This is a genomic window from Amycolatopsis sp. NPDC059021, assembly GCF_042739895.1.
In the GTDB taxonomy this organism is placed as follows: domain Bacteria; phylum Actinomycetota; class Actinomycetes; order Mycobacteriales; family Pseudonocardiaceae; genus Amycolatopsis.
The window spans coordinates 20,075-36,516 of sequence record NZ_JBHYIQ010000024.1 but is presented as its reverse complement, the minus strand read 5'-3'; the positions used below and the strand labels follow the sequence as shown (position 1 = coordinate 36,516).

Sequence of the window (16,442 nt, the reverse complement as noted above, 5' to 3'; positions counted from 1 at the left end):
GGGAAGGAGTCCTTCACGGACTTGGGGGAGGGGAAGGGTCAGTGGGGGGCCAGGTTCCGGAGGGCGGCGATGAGGTCGACGGTCGGCATCTGGCACAGCTCGGCCATGGTCTCCAGCGCGGGCAGGTCGAGCGCGACCTCGGCGGCCCCGTTCTCCCCGGTCTGGCGCAGCCTGCCCTCGGCCCACCGCCGCAGCGGCAGCAACTCGGGCCGGGCGTTGCTGACGACCTCGCGCAGGTCGATCCGCACCCGTCCGGGCTCCTCGACGAACACCCGGCGGTGGACCTTCGCCAGCAGGTCCTGCGGTAGCTCGTCCATGGCCACACACAGCTCGACCAGGCGCACCACGGAGCACTGCCGGGTGCCGAGCTCGTAGGTGGCCAGCGTCTGCAGCGAGATCTCGCTCTGCAGATGCTGGTTCAGTTCCTTGCGCGTCCAGCCTCGCCTGCGGCGGAGCTTGCGGAGCTCGTCGCCGAGTATCCGCTGGTAGTCCTCAGCGTCGATCAGCACGTCACGATCCCCTGCCCTGCTAGCCGACCACTCGACACCCGCAGCGGCGTGACAAATTCGCCGCGGATGCACCTCACGGCTATGAAAGTCGGCAGGGTGCCCGCTCTTACGCGGTTCCGGGCATGTCTTTCGGACCAATTTCCCGCATTGCGCCGATTGGGCTACACCGATGCCGCCGGACGGCTCAGTTGACGCAGGGAACGCCCTCGGCCGTGATCGGCTTCTGGTCCTCCGGCGGCGGCGCCGGGGCCTGCTGCTGGGCGGCCGATCCCGACGAGGACTCGTTCCCCGCGGCCGAGGCAGGGGCCTGGTAGTCGGAGCCGAGGAACACCATGACGTGCCCGGCGTCGACGGTCTTGTCCTCCTGGATCGCCGGGTTGCCGCCGAGCGCGTCCGCGACGGCCTGCCCGGCGGCCTTCTGGCCAGGCGGAACCCAGAGCACGGTGGACTTGCGGGACGAGGCGTTCGCGGTGTCGCCCGCGGTGAAGCCCTTGTCGGTGAGCTGCTTCTGGACGTTGGCCGCGAGCCCGGTGACCCCGGAGGAGTTGCGGACGTCCACGGTGGTCGCCTTGTTCGCGCTCGTGTCCGGCGCCGGGGCCTGCTTGCCCGGCTGCGCGGTCAGGCCCTGCACGAAGTCACGCACCTGGCTCGGGTTGACCTGGATGGCGACGCCGTCCTCGGGGGTCTGGTACTCGACGTTGACCACCGGGATGGTCCGGAACTCGAGCTGGCCCCCGGTCAGGCCCTTCATCTGCTGGGCGAAACCGAAGATGTCCCAGTTCTGGTTCAGCACGACCGACTTCTTGATCGCGTCGATCAGCGAGTTCAGCGTCGAGGGGTTCGCCAGCGTCCCGGCCGAGAGCACCTTGCGCGCCATCCCGGCCATGAACACCTGCTGGCGGACCACGCGGTCGAGGTCGCCGCGCGGCAGGCCGTGGCGCTGCCGGACGAACTCCAGCGCCTCGACCCCGGAGATCGTGTGCTGGCCCTTGGTGAACTTCGCACCGGAGTACGGGTCGTTCACGTTGCTGCTGAGGCAGACGTCGACGCCGCCGATGGCCTTGGTGATGTCGCTGAACCCGAGCAGGTTCACCGCGGCGTAGTTGTCGATGGTCGACCCGGTGAGCTTCTCGATGGTCTGGATCAGCGTCTTGGCCCCGGCCTGGTTGGCCTTGACGTCGAGTTCCTTCGGATCGGTGACGCCCTGCTTCTGCAGATCGTTACGCGCGTCCGACATCGCCCGCGCGTACGCGGAGTTGATCTTGTGGCGGCCGTAGCCGCCGGGGATGTCGACGTAGGAGTCGCGCGGGATCGACATCGCGACGGCCTTGCTGCCGTCGTTCGGGATGTGCACGAGGATCAGCGTGTCGGTGTTCAGCTCGCCGTCGGAGACCCCGGCGCGCAGCTCGTCGAGCAGCTCGCGCGGCAGCGGGTTGCCCTGCGCGTCGGTGCGGCTGTCGAGGCCGACCAGCAGGATGTCCCGCGCGCCGTCGGCCGGCTTGTCGCCACCGGCGCCGTTGCTGATCACGTCGGCGTAGTTGAGGCCCTTGACCAGGCCCTGCATCGCCGCCCACGCGTAGCCGGTCAGGCTCATCACCAGCAGCGACACGACCACCACGGCGATCTTCGCGCCGCGGAACCGCGACCGGCGGCGCGGCGGGCCACCGCGGCGAGGGGGCGCGGGGCGCGTGCCACGGGGCGGCGGGCCGCTCCGGGACGGGACACGTCCGGACGTGTCCGGCCTGGGGCGGGCGGGGCGGCGATCGCCTTGCCCGTTCCGAGGCGGGTGGTCCACGCGGACGTCTCCCTTCGTGTTGTCCGGTCTTCGGGGCCGCAGGTAAGACGTATGGGTCGCCGTTGCGGTTGCCGTAGGGTGACACATCGGCGTGACGTCTCAGCGACGTGCCACCCATTTTCCGTCAATCAGCTTCGTTTCGCCTGGTCGATGCCACAATCGGGCGGTCGGCGTCAGGACGGCACGGCCGCGGCCGCTCGCCGGGGCAGGAGTGTGACGGCCGCCGCGGACAGGGCGAACACCGCGGTCGCCGCATGCAGGACGACACCCACCGTTCCAGGGCGATCACCGTCCGCCGCCGAGAGCAGGGTCGGGGCGCCTGCCAGCGCGCACGCCAGCCACGTCCCGGTCCGCGCGCTGGTCCCGAGCCGCACGGTGTGCAGCAGGAACACCCCGAGCAGCAGGTGCACGACGCTCTGGATCGGGTCGAGCCGCAGGCCGAGCAGTTCGGCGTCCGCGGCGACCACGCCGAACCTGGTCAGCGCGAACCCGAACACGCCGAGCGTCGCGTAGCCGATGCCGAGCGTCGCCGCGGCCCTGGTCAGTATGGCCGTCCGCCGCCCGGGCCCCTCGTCCGCACGCGCCGGGCGCGCGTGGCCCGCGTGCCGCTCGAACCACCAGAACACCAGCGCGGCGGGCACCGCGAGCAGGCCGACCGCCAGCAGCGTGCGAGGCCGCAGCAGCCAGGTCAGCACGTCCGCGAAGCGGCCGGGCAGGTACACGATCGCGATCAGCAACAGCATCGCGGCCAGGAAGACGAGGTACAGGCTCATCGGCGCCCGCAGCACCCAGCGGGCGGGGCGCCGCACGAACGCCCGTTCGCCGAGCCGTGCGAGCGGCGCGGACACCAGCCCGAGCAGCCCGAGCTGGCTGACGCCGAGCAGCAGCACACCCCACGGCGGCGCGGAGAACGCCGCGGGCGCGCCGGGACCGCCGAGCAGCAGCGGCGGCGCGCCGAGCACCACACTCGCCGTGGCGAGCCCGGCCACTCCGGTGACGGCCGCGCCGATCAGCACCGGACGTCGCGGCCGGACACCGTCGGCGTGCGCGAAGGCCACCTGCTGCGCGAGCAGCGCGAGCCCCAGCGTCGCCGCGTACCTCGGCAGCGGCGAGCCCCACAGACCGGCGGCCAGCTCTCCCGCGACGACCACCGCGAGCAGCCCGGCGATCGTGCTCAGCGGCGCGCGGCGATGCAGGGCGAGCAGCATGGGCGCGAGGGCGATCGTCAGCAGGTACACGCCGAGCAGCCACAGCGGGTGCAGCGCGATCCGCATGACCGTCGCGGTCGTCCCGGCGGGAATGCCGAACACCTCGAGCGCGAGCGGGACGAGCAGCGCGACCACGGCGAAGATCAGTGCCGGGCGCAACAGCGGGCTGGCGCGTTCGGCGAGGTAATGCCGGTAGCGGCCGCCCGTGTCGAGTTCGGCCCGCCAGCCGGCCGCGTTCATCCGGCCACCGGCGAAGAAGATGAGCGGGGCGAGCTGGGCCAGCCAGGTCAACGGCCACAGCGACCCGTCGGGCACGCCTGCCCACTGCGCCAGCGCGGTCATCGATTCGCCGAACATGAGCAGGACGACCGAGGCCGCGCCGAGCGTCGCCCAGCGGCTCGCGTCCGGGACGGGGAGCGCGGCGGGCCGCGCCGCGGGCGCCGTCCGGCGGGCGTGCAGCCAGCCGCGCAGCCGGAACACGAGCAGGCAGGCGATCACCAGCACCCCGGCGACCATCGGGCCGATCGGGTCGCCGACCGGCGGGCCCCAGCGCTGATGCCACGAGTTGACCACGAGCCCGGCCGAGTACAGCGCGGCGACCACGTGGCAGGTGCCGGGCGAGCCCATCGGGTTGAGCCCGCAGGTCGCGTGCATGTCCTGCGAGAGCCGCGCGTCCAGCGCCGCCCGGACTTCCTGGCCGAGCGGATGTCCTTTGTGGTCGGCGTAGCGCAGCAGGTCGTAGCCGAGATCGTGGGCCTTGCACGGGACCGCGTAGTCCCATTTCGTGTTGTCGTCGCCCCACGGGGTCGAACAGCCGCCATCGGTGTGCACCGCGCGGACCGTGCCGTCGCGCGCGGTCATGCTGCCGGGCGTGACGCCGCTGACCGCGGTGAAGTCCTTGGGCAGCAGGGCGAGCGCCGTGGCGGCCGGGCCGGGATGGACCAGCGCGTCGATCGCCTGCTGCGCGGCGAGCACGTCACCGGCAGGCGGGCCCTGGTCGGGCGGGGACGGCGGGCGCGAGGCGATCACGCCGAACGCGAACACCACGAGCAGGACCAGCAGCAGCCAGCCGGACGTCGACCACGGGCGTCGGCGGGGCACGGCGACCGGGGCCGGCGCGCTCTCGGCGGGAGCTGACATGGCGTCCAGGGTGCCAGCCCGGCCGGGCGCCGGGCATGGGGCTAGCCCCCGTTCGGTGTGTCGGGGAACCCGATAGTGCCCGTGCGGGTGACGGGGACTCAGCGCTTCACGGGGTGTCGTCCGGTGCCAGCCGCACCTGGTTGCGGCCGTTCTCCTTCGCCACGTAGACCGCCGCGTCGGCCGCCTGCAGCAGCTGTTCCATGGTCGTGCCGTGCTCGGGATAGAGCGCGACGCCGATCGAGGTGGTCCGGTCCGAGATCGTGGTCTGCCCGCCGCGTTTGTCGGTGGTCACGATATGCAGTTTCGCCACTGCCGAGCGTACTCGCTCGGCGGCTTCCCGTGCCGATGTTTCGTCGATATCCGGGAGCAGGACCAGGAATTCCTCGCCGCCGAAGCGGCCGACCACATCCGAAGGGCGGGTCACCTCATCGAGTGCCTGCGCGATATCGCGGAGGACGTCGTCGCCCGCGGGATGCCCGTAGGTGTCGTTAATCCACTTGAAGTGATCGAGGTCGATCATCAGCAGTGCGAGCTTCTCATCCGATCGGGCGGTCCTGGTCAGTGCCCGATCGGCCGCCTCCGACCAGCCGCGCATGTTGAGCACGCCGGTTTTGGAGTCCGTGCGCACGTCGTCGAGCAGCTGGTCGAGTTCCGCCAGCCGGTTGAAGATGACGGTGACCACGGCCATGATCGCGACCGCCGGTGGCAGGACGATCAGCAGGACGGCGGTGATCGCGCCGAGCCCGGTGGTGACCGCTTCGAGGATGTTGTCCTGTTTGCTGCCAAGGATGTTGCGTAGTTTCGCCTGTTTTCCCGCGCTCAGCGCGATGACGCCACCGATGTAGACGATCTGTACGCCCTCGTACACGACCGCGGCGAACACGACGAGCCCGAATTCCCACAACGATTCCAGCGGGCTGAGCGACATCCAATTCGGCTCGCCGAGCGAAATGAAGGCGAGATGGCCGAGAACGGCCGCGACGGAATGCGAAATGGACGCGAAGAGAAATGTGTTCGCGGGCCGTCGCGCGGTGAACCAGCGCTGGGCCCTGATAATGGCGATCAAGGCCACCGTCAGAATGGGCGGCAACGTGAGAACGGCCGGGAAAACCCACACCGCGGTGAGGTCGATCAGCACGGTGCTGGTGCCCGCGCGGCGGCTTTCCTCCTGGCGCTGGGTGAACTGGATGTGCACCGTCGCGCCCGCCGCGAGGATCCCGAAGCGCAGCCAGTCGAGCTCGCCCGGCGCGGCCGAGGCGGCGAAGGTGAACGCGAAGACGAGCAGCGCCAGCGCGTCCATGACCAGCAGGTAAACGATCACCCGCCGCGGGTGCTTCCACAGCGCCCACGCGCGCGGGTCGTAGGGGTGCCTGCCCGCCTTGCCGCTCCCGGAGCCGTCCGGCGCTGTTTCGGCGTCGGTCACCTGGCGGCCCGCCTCCCCGGCGCGGGGGCGGCCCGGTTCCGGAACGAACCCTCTCGGAGACGGTCGGTCACCACGTCTCCTCTCCGCCCCATCCCGGGCCACTTCGGTAATGCGGCTGATATCCGCTCGGGCGGCTGTTCGCTTTGTTCGGCCGGTATCATCTCAGCCCATCGGAAGTGTCATGCTGCACACCGGGTCGTGCGCTTTGCCGGCCCGGCCCACTGAAGCGACGAGTACCGATGGGAGGCAATCCTATGTCGGCCCGCGACTGGTGACCCGTTCTCATGTCCCGAGGTGCTGCGTTGTTACAGGGAGGTGTGTCTCGTGTCCGCTCGTGACTGGTGATCTTCGTCCGTGCGTGAGCGACCGGGTTCATTCGGTGACCCGTTGTCGCGCTGATGCGGTCGCCGTCGCTCATGGAGCGACGGTCCCGGGGGAACTAGCGTTCCGTACTCGTGTCCAGGAAACGGCGATGGGCACGGCGACGACGACGCCCACGGCCCCGGCCACCGCTATCGCCGTCCCCGCCGAGCCCAGCAGCTGGGCCACGCCACCGCCGATGGCCACGCCGATGCCCTGCACCACCCGCAGTCCGGTGCGGTACAGGCCGCCCGCCGCCCCGCGGATTTCGTTGGGCACCCAGGTGATGTAGGTGGCGCCCACCGTGATGAAGTAGGCGCCCGCCGCGCCCGCGAGCCCGAGAATCAGCATGCTGACGATCAGGTTCGGCTTGAACGCGAACGTCGTCAGCAGCAGGAGCGGCACGATCGCGAGCAGGCCGAGCGCGCGGCGCCTGCCGTCCGGGGAAACGTAGCGGGAAAGCAGGAACGTGCCGATCACGAACCCGAGCGGGTCGGCCGCGAGCAGCCAGCCGACGGCCTGATTGCTCGCCCCCAGTTCGTGGACCAGTGGTACGGCGACGCCTTCAGGGATGACCGCGAACCCGACGAGCCACGAAAGCCAGATCAGCACGCGAAGCCGCGGCTGGCCGAACACGTACTTGATCGCACCGAACCACCCGGCGCCGCGCTCGCCCGCCGCGGGGCGGACCCGGACGCCGGCCTGTACGACGATCGCGCCGATCAGATAGGTGAGCGCGTCGATGGTCAGCGCCCACGAGGTGCCGAGCGCGGTCACCAGCAGCCCGCCGCCCGCGAGGCCGAGCAGGGTCGCGGTGTTGGCCGAGATCCCGCGCAGGTCCTGGCTCTGCAGATAGCGGTGGTCGTCGGTGAAGATCTCGCGGCCGAGGGAGTTCTGCGCGGAGATCCCGGGCGCCGCCGCCAGTTTCGCCAGCACGATGAGCAGGCACAGCACCGCGATCGGGGTACCGGGGACCGCCATCAGCCCGATGCACACCGCCTGCAGCAGCGACGTCGCGACGAGCACGGTCCGCCGGGGGAAGAGGTCGGCCAGCTGGGAGAGGCCGAGGCCGCCGGCGAGCGCGGGGAGGAAGGTCAGCCCGTAGACGGCCGCCGTCCACAGCGCGGAACCGGTGCGGTCGTAGACGAGGATCGACAGGGCCACGACGGTGAGCTGATCGCCGACGAGCGACTGGGTCTCGGCGAACCAGAGCGCGCGGAACTCGCGATTGGCCAGTACGGCTCGCAGCCGTGGCGTCGCGTCGGTCGTCACCGGGTAACCACTTCCCCCCGATCGGGTGAACGTGCAGCAGAACCGCATTGTGGCCCTCGCCGTGACAGCGCCGGTAAGGGAGTCACAAATCGCCGCGCCTAGGTCGACAGTCAGTATGCGACCGGACACGGGGAGCCGACAGCGGACACGGTACCCCTGAGGTTTGTGCGCCGAACGGGCTAATGGGTGTCGATCGGGTGTTCCTGATCTGTGCGCGGGTATCTCCGGGCTGGTCGAACGCGACACGTTCGGCGCAGAGTGACCGCCGTTCATCGCGGTCGCACTGCTCGTACGGCCGAATGGCTCAACACTGGGTAGTGAAGCCGGCGGTGTTGACGGGAGCCTCGCCGGTGCGGCAGCGGGGAGAAAGTCAATGAACGGGCTGATGCAGGACAAGGCCGTCGTGGTGACCGGGGCGGGCAGAGGACTGGGCGAGGCGTTCGCCGTGCACGTGGCGCGCGCGGGCGGAGCGGTGGTGGTCAACGACATCGACGTCGAACTGGCCGAGCGGACCGCGAAGAACATCAGGGTGCACGGTGGCAGAGCGGTCGCCAGCGGGCACAGTGTCGCCGATCCGGCGCAGGCGCAGGCGATCGTCGACCTGTGCGTCGCGGAGTTCGGCGCGATCGACGGGCTGGTCAGCAACGCGGGGCTGAACTACGAGGCCCTGCCGTGGGAGGACGACGTCGAGCAGGCGAGGGAACTCGTCGAGGTCAACGTGCTCGGGGTGATGTACACCGGGCTGGCGGCGATCAAGGCGATGGTCGCGGCGGGCACCGGCGGGTCGATCGTCAACATCTCTTCGGGCGCTTCGCTCGGGCAGCGCAAGCTGGCGGTGTACGCGGCGAGCAAGGGCGCGGTGGCATCGCTGACCTACTCCTGGGCGCTGGACCTCGAGGACGCGGGGATCCGCGTCAACGCGGTCTGTCCGCTCGCGCACACCCGGATGGTGTGGAAGTCCGAGCGCTCGCTGCGGGCCTGCCCGCCGGACCGGACCCCCGGCAAGATCGCGCCGGTGGTGCTCTTCCTGCTCGGCGACGGTGCGCAGGGGATCACCGGGCAGATGATCCGCTGCAACGGGCCGCAGCTGCACGTCATGGGCCAGCCGTTCCTCAAGCAGCCGATCCTGGAACGGCCGGTGTGGGACACCGAGACCGTGCAGCGCGCCTTCGACGAGGTGTTCAGCGCGCACCTGGAGAACTACGGCCTCGAAAAGCGCGTGCCGCCGCGCCTTCGCAAGTGGACGGTGCCCTCGCGGACGGCATGAGCTGAAGGGGACTTTCCTGGCATGTGATGCGAGGAAAGTCCCCTTCAGCTCATCCGGTGAGGGGAAAGTCCCCTTCAGCTCCGGACCGCGTCGTACAGGGATTCGATGTCGGTGCGGTAGCGGTCGTTGATGATGCGGCGCTTGAGTTTGAGCGTCGGGGTCACCTCGCCGCTTTCCGGCGTCCACGTGCGCGCGAACACCCGGTACCGCTTGATCTGCTCGATGCGGGCCAGCCGGTCGTTGGCCGATGCGACGGCGCGTTCGATTTCCGCCAGCACGCCTTCGTGCCCGGCGAGCGCTTCGACGCCGTCCGCTTCGATGCCGTTCGCCGCGGCCCATGCCGGCGCGATCTCGTCGTCGAGCACGATCAGCGCGGTGACGTACGGCCGGTCGTCGCCGATCGCGACCGCCTGGCCGATCAGCGGGTGCTCCTTGAGCAACCCCTCGATCCGGGTCGGCGCGATGTTCTTGCCGCTGGAGGTGATGATCAGTTCCTTCTTGCGGTCGGTGATCGAGACGAAGCCGTCGTCGTCGATCGTCCCGATGTCCCCGGTCGGCAGCCAGCCCTCGGCGTCGGTCGCGGACTTGATCGTGCCGTCCTCCTGGAGGTAGCCGAGGAACACGATCGGGCCGCGGACCAGCAACTCGCCGTCCTCGGCGATCTTGACCTCGACGTCGGCGAGCGGTTGGCCGACGCTGCCCGCGCGGAACGCGCCGGCGTGGTTCGCGGTCACCGCGCCGGTGGTCTCCGACAGCCCCCAGACCTCCATGATCTCGACGCCGAGCCCGGCGAGGAAGTACACGACCTCCACCGGAAGCGCGGCCGCGCCGCTGGAGGCGACCATCAGCTTGTCGAGCCCGAGCAATGCCCGGATCGGGGCGAGCACGGTTTCGTCGGTCTTCGCGATCTTTTCGGCGAGCTCCGCCGGGACCTCTTCGCCGGCGCTGCGCAGTTTGTAGCCCTGCTGCAGCAGGTCGTTCGCGGCCAGCAGCGCGGTGCGCCGTTCCTCGGGGACACCGCCGAGCATGTTCTTCAGCCCGGCGACCATTTTCTCCCACACCCGCGGCACCCCGAAGAAGCTCTGCGGGCGCACCTGGCCGAGCGCGCCGACGACGGCGGTCGGGTCCGCGAGGGTGTGCACGTGCCCGGCATAGACGATCGGCATGTACACCGAGATTTCGCGCTCGGCGATGTGCGCGAGCGGCAGATACGCGATGTTCGTCGCGTGCATCGGGCTGCCGTGCGCGTGCTGCACCGCGAACGCTTCGTGGATGGCGTTGCGGTGCGAGAGCACGACGCCCTTGGGGTCACCGGTGGTGCCGGAGGTGTAGATCATCGACAGCGGATCGTCCGGCTGGATCTCCGTCCACGCCGCTTCGAACGCCTCGGGGTCGGCGGCCAGTGCCTCCTTGCCCTTGGCGCGGAGGTCGGCCAGCGAGATGAACCGGTCGTCCCCGGCCGGGATCGCGTCGGCGTCGAAGACGACCACGTGCCTGAGCGCGGGCAGGTCGTCCAGCACCGGCTGCCAGCGGGTCAGCTCTTCGGCGCCGCCGAGTACGACGATCGGCGCGGCGCTGTGCCGCGCCACGAAGCGGATCTGCTCCGGGCTCAGCGTGTGGTAGGCGGTGCACGGAATGGCCCGCAGATGCACCGCGGCGAGGTCGATGGTCAGGTGTTCGGGGCTGCTCACGGCCATGATCAGCATCCGGTCGCGCGGTCCGAGGCCGAGCCGGGCGAGACCGCGGGACACCTCGGCGATCGCCGTGCGGAACTCCAGCCAGCTCAGTGTCGGACGACCATCGGCGTCGAGCGACGTGACCGCGGGGAGATCTCCGAATTCGGTGGCGTTGCGGCGCAACAGCCCGGGAATCGTGAGTCCTTCGGTCTGTGCGGCGACGGATTGCTGAGTGGTCAACACTGGCCTCCTCGAGGTAGCCCCGTTGGCCACACTGTATGAGGTCCGCCACGGTCTGGATAGAGAATCGCGGCCACGCCCGGTGGCCTTGCGCCGCACGCTTGAATGGAAGGGGCATGTCCCCAGCCGAGGAGCGAGATGACCGGGTCGGCACGCGAACTGTTCGAATCCATCCACGCGGAGCTGGCTCCGCGTGACGACGACAACCGGCTGGTGCCGCTGATCGCGCGAGGTGAGGCGCCGCGAGCGGTGTTCGCCGCCATCGCCGCCGAGGAACGGCGGATCGTGCGCAGCGACTGGCGCAGCTTCCACACCCTGGCCGCTCGCGCGGAGGAGACGAACGCGCTGGAGTTCTTCGCCGGGCTTGCTCAAGGCGAAGGGCTTGCGCTCAGGAAGCTCGACGCGCTGGCCGACGCGGCGGGGCCGGACGACGCCGATGTCGAGAAGCCGCGTGCGGGATGTCAGGCGTATCCGGCGTACTTCGCGTGGCTGGCGCTGAACGGTGAACCCGCCGATGTCGTCGTCGCGATCACCGCGAACTTCGCCGCATGGGGTCGCTACTGCGCGGCCATCGCCACCGCGATGCGGGAGCACTACGGCTTCGATGACGAAGCGTGCGAGTTCTTCGACTTCTTCGCGGCGCCGGTACCGGAGATCGAGGCACAGGCTGTGACCGCTGTCCAGGCCGGGCTGGACAGCGGCCGGGCGACCGGCGAGGCCAGGACGTACGCACGGCTCTTCCAGAGCTACGAGCTGCTGTTCTGGAACACTCTCGCCGACGAGTTCTCCGCGTCGTGACGGGAAAACCGCCCCGGTAACGTTTTTGCCGAGTAGTCGCCCCGGTGGGGGAGGAATGCGTTGCCCGCCGGGTGACGCCTGTTAGGCTTTCCGGCCTCTCGCCCGTCGCCGCGGTGCCCTGCGTGGCGCAGGGCGAGAATTTTGCCCCTGTGGCGTAAGGGAAAGGTGGCTTGCCCGTCTCGTGGGGGAGATCCCGGAATACGACGCCGGGCGGGGGTGGTGAGGAGGGAAGAATGCCTTTTTCCGCGGCCGGGCAGTCCCGCCGGAGCCGGGTGTCCTATGTTTCCCACGGCGTCGTTCTGTGCACCGGTGTGCTATTCGGTTATCTCGTGGCCGAATATGGCGGAGTCGTCCGGAAATATCCCGTCGAGAGCGTGCTGGTCGTCATTCTCGCCGGTGCGGTGCTGACCTTGTGGTGGGCATGTCGCCGGTTGCTCCGGGACGCCTCTCGCCGGGTCGCCGGCATTCTCGACGAGGAGCTCGGAAGCCGGGACCGTCGCCGTCCGTGACCGAAGTCACCAAGGGTTTTTCGCGGTTTGCGCAGCGTGTTCGACACCGCACGCCGGTGCGGTGACAATCGCTTTCCGGCCTGGCGCGACGTGCGAAACCGCAGGTAAGCGCGTGCTCAGCGGGCCTGGCTGCCGTGGCGGAGTTTCCAAGCTGTCACAACGGTATGTGACCTGCTCACGGAACCGCGATCATCGCAGGTGGCCGGACTTGACGTGTGCGTCAAGGGCTGCCTAACGTCTTCGCCGGTGAAGCGGACCACGGTGAGTTGATCCGGCTGGTCGGAATCCGGGTGAGAAGCGTCCCCAGGTGACGTGTGCCCATGAACTGCCGGAAGGCTATGCCCATGAACTGCCGGAACGAAAGCGGACCACGGTGAAGCAGAATTCCGTTCGACGGGGCCGGGGCTCTTCGATCCGCTCGCGCGTGCTGACGATCGCGTTGATCCCGAGTGTCGCGCTGTTGCTCGTCGGTGTGGCGCTGGCGGGCTATCTGGTTTTCGACGCGGCGACGTCGCGGGAATACGCGTTGAAGATCAGGAGTTCCGAAACGCCGGCCATCCCGTTCTTCGCCGCGCTCCAGGAGGAGCGGCGGCTGACGCTGGGCACGCTCGCCGGGCAGACCGGTCAGCGTCCGGCGCTCACCGCCGCTCGCGCCAAGTCCGACGCGACCGCGGCGCCCATGGCGGACAACCTGAAGCAGTTCACCGACGACAGCCACGTTCCCGACAGCGTCAAGCAGAACATCGCGACGTTCATGACGTTGTACGCGAAGACGCCGCAGATCCGCCAGCAGGCCGACAGCGGCCAGCTCCAGCTCGGCCAGGCCTTCGGTTTCTACAACCAGGTGATGGACCAGTTCATCGACGGCGTCGGCGCGCTGGCCCGTGCCGCGCGTGGCGCGGAGAACGCTTTCGAGCGGCTCACCGCGATCCCGATGTTCAGCGCGGCCGACGAGATGCGGCGCAGTGACGCCCTCGCCGCGGCGGCGCTCGCCTCGGGCGGGCTGAGCCCCGAGGACTTCCGCACCTATCTCGGCCAGATCGGCGCCTATCACGCTCAGCTGGAGGCGTCGACCTCGCGGATGATCCCCGAGGTCAGGGCCCAGTACGACAAACTGGTGGCCTCGCCGCAGTGGCAGACGCTGACCACCGTGGAAAACGCCTTCCTCCGCGGCGACCTGACCCGGCTCCCGGTTCCGCAGGAGCAATGGCGGGCCGCGGCCGACCAGGTCGGCGCCACCCTGATGAAGCTGTTCGTCCAGCAGAGCTCGCACGCCACCAACCTGGCGATCGACGACGCCGACGACACGCTGACCAACTCGATCATCGGCGCGGCAGCGGCCCTGCTCGTGGCGTTCGCCGTGGTGATCGTCGCGCTGCGGCTGTCCCGGCGGCTCATCGGACGGCTCGCGCGGCTGCGCGAGGACACCCTGGACGCCGCCGAGGTCCGGCTGCCCGAGCTCGTCGAGCGGGTCCGCAACGGCGAGCCGGTCGACCTCGAGGACGGCGGGCACTTCCTCGACCACGGCACCGACGAGATCGGCCAGGTCGCCGACGCGTTCAACAAGGCGCAGCAGACCGCGATCGCGGCCGCGGTGGACGAGGCGAAGACGAGGGAGGGCACCAAGACGGTGTTCCTCAACATCGCGCACCGCAGCCAGGTCATCGTGCACCGCCAGCTCAAGGTGCTCGATCAGGCCGAGCGCAAGCAGGAGGACCCCGAGCAGCTGGACACGCTGTTCCAGCTCGACCACCTCTCGACCCGCGCCCGCCGCAACGCCGAGAACCTGATCATCCTCGGCGGCGGTCAGCCCGGCCGTCAGTGGCGCAACCCGGTCGGTCTCGCCGAACTCGTACGGGGTGCCTCGGCCGAGACCGAGGACTTCGCCCGCGTCAAAACCGGTGCGCTGCCGCAGATCGCCGTGCGCGGGCCGGTCGTCGGCGACCTCGTGCACCTGCTCGCCGAGCTGATCGACAACGCGACGTCGTTCTCGCCGCCGCAGTCGCGGGTCGAGGTGCGCGGGAACGTCGTCGGCAAGGGTGTCGTGATCGAGGTCGAGGACCAGGGCCTCGGGCTCGAACCGGAGCAGGCCGAGCAGTTCAACGCGATGCTGGCCGATCCGCCGGACTTCGGGATCATGGCGTTGTCCGACGAACCGCGGCTCGGGCTGTTCGTGGTCGCCCGGCTGGCCGCGCGGCACGGCATCAACGTCCATCTGCGTGAGTCGGCCTACGGCGGGACACGCGCGATCGTGCTCGTCCGCTCGGAACTGCTCGCGCAGCTCCCCGAGCCGGAGGCGGAACTCCCCGAGCGGGAGCCGGTGTCCGAAGAGGACACTCCGGAGCAGACCGAGGGCGTCACCGTCATCGGCAGGCCCCGGCGAGGCAAGCACCGCACCGAGCCGCCGATGCCCGTGCCGGTCCCCGAACTGCCCGCGTCCGAGCGGCCGCCCGTGCCGCGGACGCCGTCCGGTGGCGAGACCACGCCGCCGCCGCTACCTTCACGCACGCAGCGGCCGGTCCGCCCGGAGCCCGCGCGCACGCAGCATCCACCCGCGTGGCCGGCGCAGGAGCCGCGCCCGGCCCAGGACGGGAGGCCGCAGCAGCCGCAGCGGCCCGCGGCGCCCGGCCGTCCGCCGCTGCCCCAGCGGCGGAGGCAGCAGAACCTCGTCCCGCAGTTGCGGGAAGATAGGGCTGTGCGGCAGGAGCGGGAGGAGGTCCGGCAGGACACGCCGGAGCTCGCCCGCGATCGGCTGGCGGCGTTCCAGCAGGGCACGCGGCGGGCACGTGCGCAGGAGGAACCCGGTATCGACGACAGGTACGGAGATCGCGAGTGATGGTCAACTCAGGAGTCAGTGAGCTCGACTGGTTGCTGGACGACCTCGTCAAGCGGGTCGCCGGCGCGGACCGGGCGGTGGTGCTCTCCTCCGACGGGCTGCTCATCGGGCGGTCCGGCAACCTGAGCGAGGCCGACGCCGAACACCTTTCCGCGGTGGCTTCGGCGTTCCAGAGCCTCGCCAGGGGGACCGGGCGGCACTTCGGTGGCGGCAACGTCCGCCAGACCATGGTCGAGATGGACCACGCGTTCCTCTTCGTCACCGCGGCGGGCCGGGGCGCCTGCCTCGCGCTGCTGGCGAGCGAGGACGCGGACATGGGCCTGGTCGCCTACGAGATGAACCTCATGGTCAAGCGGGTCGGCGCGGTGCTGACGTCGGCTCCGCGTACTACGGCGGGCCAGACCGCGTCGCCATGATGACGCGGAGGGAAGCCTGGTTCGACGACGAGGCCGGCCCGCTGGTCCGGTCGTACGCGGTCACGGGCGGCCGCACCCGGTCGGACACCCTCGGGCTGGACCTGATCACGCTCGTGGTCGCCCTGCGGACGGCGGCCGAAGTCGCCATGCTGGAACCGGAGTACGCGCGGATCCTGACCCTGTGCCAGCGTCCCGTGTCGGTGGCCGAGGTCGCCGCGCGGGTGGACCTGCCGCTGCCGGTGGTCAAGGTGATGCTCAGCGATCTGATCGAACAGAACCTGGTGCTGTTCCGCGCGGCGGCACCGGCGACCGACACCCCCAACAAACACGTATTGCAGGCGGTTCTCGATGGCATCCGGAAACTCTGATCCCCGGCGATCCCTGACCGCGACCGCGGTCAAGGTGCTGATCGCGGGCGGGTTCGGGGTCGGCAAGACCACCATGGTCGGTTCGGTGAGCGAAGTGCCGCCGCTGCGTACCGAGGAGGTCATCACCGCGGCGTCGGAGGGGGTGGACGACCTCTCCGGGGTCGAGCAGAAGACCACGACCACGGTCGCGCTCGACTTCGGCCGCATCACCATCAACCCGGACCTGATCCTCTACCTGTTCGGGACGCCCGGCCAGGACCGGTTCTGGTTCATGTGGGACGAGCTGGCCGAGGGCGCGCTCGGCGCCGTCGTGCTCGCCGACACGCGGCGGCTCGAGACCTGCTTCGCGGCCGTGGACTTCTTCGAGCGACGCGGGCTGCCGTTCATCGTCGGCGTCAACTGTTTCGACGGTGCCTACCGCTACGGCACCGAGGAGGTCCGCGCCGCGCTCGACCTCGGCCCGGACGTCCCGCTGCTGCTCTGCGACGCCCGCGAGCGCGAGTCGACGAAACAGGTCCTGACGATCCTGATGGAGCACGTCATGGCGCGGTCGGACCTGGCCGCCGCCCAAGCCGGTCTCTGAATCACGCCGCCGAAATGCCGTGAAGGCCTCCTTCACAGCGCT

13 protein-coding genes are annotated in these 16,442 nt (G+C 70.0%); 7 read left to right on the top strand and 6 right to left on the bottom strand.

All coding sequences use genetic code 11. The annotated features are described in order from the left end of the window. Nucleotides 1-38 precede the first annotated feature (38 nt). The 5 genes from ACFWX1_RS16770 to ACFWX1_RS16750 all read right to left on the bottom strand — a co-directional run bounded on the left by ACFWX1_RS16770 (nt 39) and on the right by ACFWX1_RS16750 (nt 7,707). The gene (locus tag ACFWX1_RS16770) at nt 39-509 is read right to left on the bottom strand and encodes a helix-turn-helix transcriptional regulator (RefSeq protein WP_378388156.1); all 471 of its coding nucleotides are present in this window, start codon (nt 507-509) and stop codon (nt 39-41) included. 184 nt (nt 510-693) lie between these two features. Beyond that, entirely contained in the window at nt 694-2,103 is a 1,410-nt protein-coding gene (locus ACFWX1_RS16765; RefSeq protein WP_378388264.1) for an LCP family protein, read from the bottom strand. A gap of 374 nt (nt 2,104-2,477) precedes the next feature. Next, complete coding sequence (locus tag ACFWX1_RS16760; RefSeq protein WP_378388154.1) at nt 2,478-4,652, bottom strand: phospholipase; 2,175 nt, start codon at nt 4,650-4,652, stop codon at nt 2,478-2,480. A 106-nt stretch (nt 4,653-4,758) separates the two neighbouring features. After that, complete coding sequence (locus tag ACFWX1_RS16755) at nt 4,759-6,075, bottom strand: diguanylate cyclase (RefSeq protein ID WP_378388152.1); 1,317 nt, start codon at nt 6,073-6,075, stop codon at nt 4,759-4,761. Between the two features lie 414 nt (nt 6,076-6,489). After that, a complete protein-coding gene (locus ACFWX1_RS16750; protein ID WP_378388150.1) occupies nt 6,490-7,707 on the bottom strand; it encodes an MFS transporter in 1,218 nt (405 codons plus the stop codon). Nucleotides 7,708-8,080: 373 nt separating this feature from the next. On the opposite strand from ACFWX1_RS16750, the gene ACFWX1_RS16745 reads away from it, so the two are divergent. Beyond that, entirely contained in the window at nt 8,081-8,974 is an 894-nt protein-coding gene (locus ACFWX1_RS16745) for an SDR family NAD(P)-dependent oxidoreductase (RefSeq protein ID WP_378388148.1), read from the top strand. A 74-nt stretch (nt 8,975-9,048) separates the two neighbouring features. Here the strand turns inward: ACFWX1_RS16745 and ACFWX1_RS16740 are convergent, their stop codons facing one another. After that, nucleotides 9,049-10,890, bottom strand: a complete 1,842-nt coding sequence (locus ACFWX1_RS16740; protein ID WP_378388146.1) for an AMP-dependent synthetase/ligase — start codon at nt 10,888-10,890, stop codon at nt 9,049-9,051. 138 nt (nt 10,891-11,028) lie between these two features. Between ACFWX1_RS16740 and ACFWX1_RS16735 the strand changes: the two genes are divergently transcribed. The 6 genes from ACFWX1_RS16735 to ACFWX1_RS16710 all read left to right on the top strand — a co-directional run bounded on the left by ACFWX1_RS16735 (nt 11,029) and on the right by ACFWX1_RS16710 (nt 16,400). Beyond that, nucleotides 11,029-11,688: a transcriptional regulator gene (locus tag ACFWX1_RS16735; RefSeq protein WP_378388144.1), complete on the top strand. Its 660-nt coding sequence runs from the start codon at nt 11,029-11,031 to the stop codon at nt 11,686-11,688. A 233-nt stretch (nt 11,689-11,921) separates the two neighbouring features. Beyond that, nucleotides 11,922-12,197 (top strand): hypothetical protein, encoded by a 276-nt coding sequence (locus tag ACFWX1_RS16730; RefSeq protein ID WP_378388142.1) that lies wholly within the window; start codon nt 11,922-11,924, stop codon nt 12,195-12,197. 424 nt (nt 12,198-12,621) lie between these two features. After that, entirely contained in the window at nt 12,622-15,033 is a 2,412-nt protein-coding gene (locus tag ACFWX1_RS16725) for a nitrate- and nitrite sensing domain-containing protein (protein ID WP_378388140.1), read from the top strand. After that, complete coding sequence (locus ACFWX1_RS16720) at nt 15,033-15,449, top strand: roadblock/LC7 domain-containing protein (RefSeq protein WP_378328032.1); 417 nt, start codon at nt 15,033-15,035, stop codon at nt 15,447-15,449. The genes ACFWX1_RS16725 and ACFWX1_RS16720 overlap by 1 nt, the downstream gene beginning before the upstream one ends. Further along, nucleotides 15,446-15,817: a DUF742 domain-containing protein gene (locus ACFWX1_RS16715; RefSeq protein ID WP_378328106.1), complete on the top strand. Its 372-nt coding sequence runs from the start codon at nt 15,446-15,448 to the stop codon at nt 15,815-15,817. Before ACFWX1_RS16720 ends, ACFWX1_RS16715 begins: the two co-directional genes overlap by 4 nt. Then, nucleotides 15,798-16,400, top strand: a complete 603-nt coding sequence (locus ACFWX1_RS16710) for an ATP/GTP-binding protein (RefSeq protein ID WP_378328033.1) — start codon at nt 15,798-15,800, stop codon at nt 16,398-16,400. Before ACFWX1_RS16715 ends, ACFWX1_RS16710 begins: the two co-directional genes overlap by 20 nt. Nucleotides 16,401-16,442 lie beyond the last annotated feature (42 nt).

Bases quoted from the DNA above. Each gene is read 5' to 3' on its own strand.
- ACFWX1_RS16765 (WP_378388264.1), bottom strand. From the start codon at position 2,103: ATGAGCCTGACCGGCTACGCGTGGGCGGCGATGCAGGGCCTGGTCAAG.
- ACFWX1_RS16760 (WP_378388154.1), bottom strand. From the start codon at position 4,652: ATGTCAGCTCCCGCCGAGAGCGCGCCGGCCCCGGTCGCCGTGCCCCGC.
- ACFWX1_RS16745 (WP_378388148.1), top strand. From the start codon at position 8,081: ATGAACGGGCTGATGCAGGACAAGGCCGTCGTGGTGACCGGGGCGGGC.
- ACFWX1_RS16735 (WP_378388144.1), top strand. From the start codon at position 11,029: ATGACCGGGTCGGCACGCGAACTGTTCGAATCCATCCACGCGGAGCTG.
- ACFWX1_RS16730 (WP_378388142.1), top strand. From the start codon at position 11,922: ATGCCTTTTTCCGCGGCCGGGCAGTCCCGCCGGAGCCGGGTGTCCTAT.
- ACFWX1_RS16720 (WP_378328032.1), top strand. From the start codon at position 15,033: ATGGTCAACTCAGGAGTCAGTGAGCTCGACTGGTTGCTGGACGACCTC.
- ACFWX1_RS16715 (WP_378328106.1), top strand. From the start codon at position 15,446: ATGATGACGCGGAGGGAAGCCTGGTTCGACGACGAGGCCGGCCCGCTG.
- ACFWX1_RS16710 (WP_378328033.1), top strand. From the start codon at position 15,798: ATGGCATCCGGAAACTCTGATCCCCGGCGATCCCTGACCGCGACCGCG.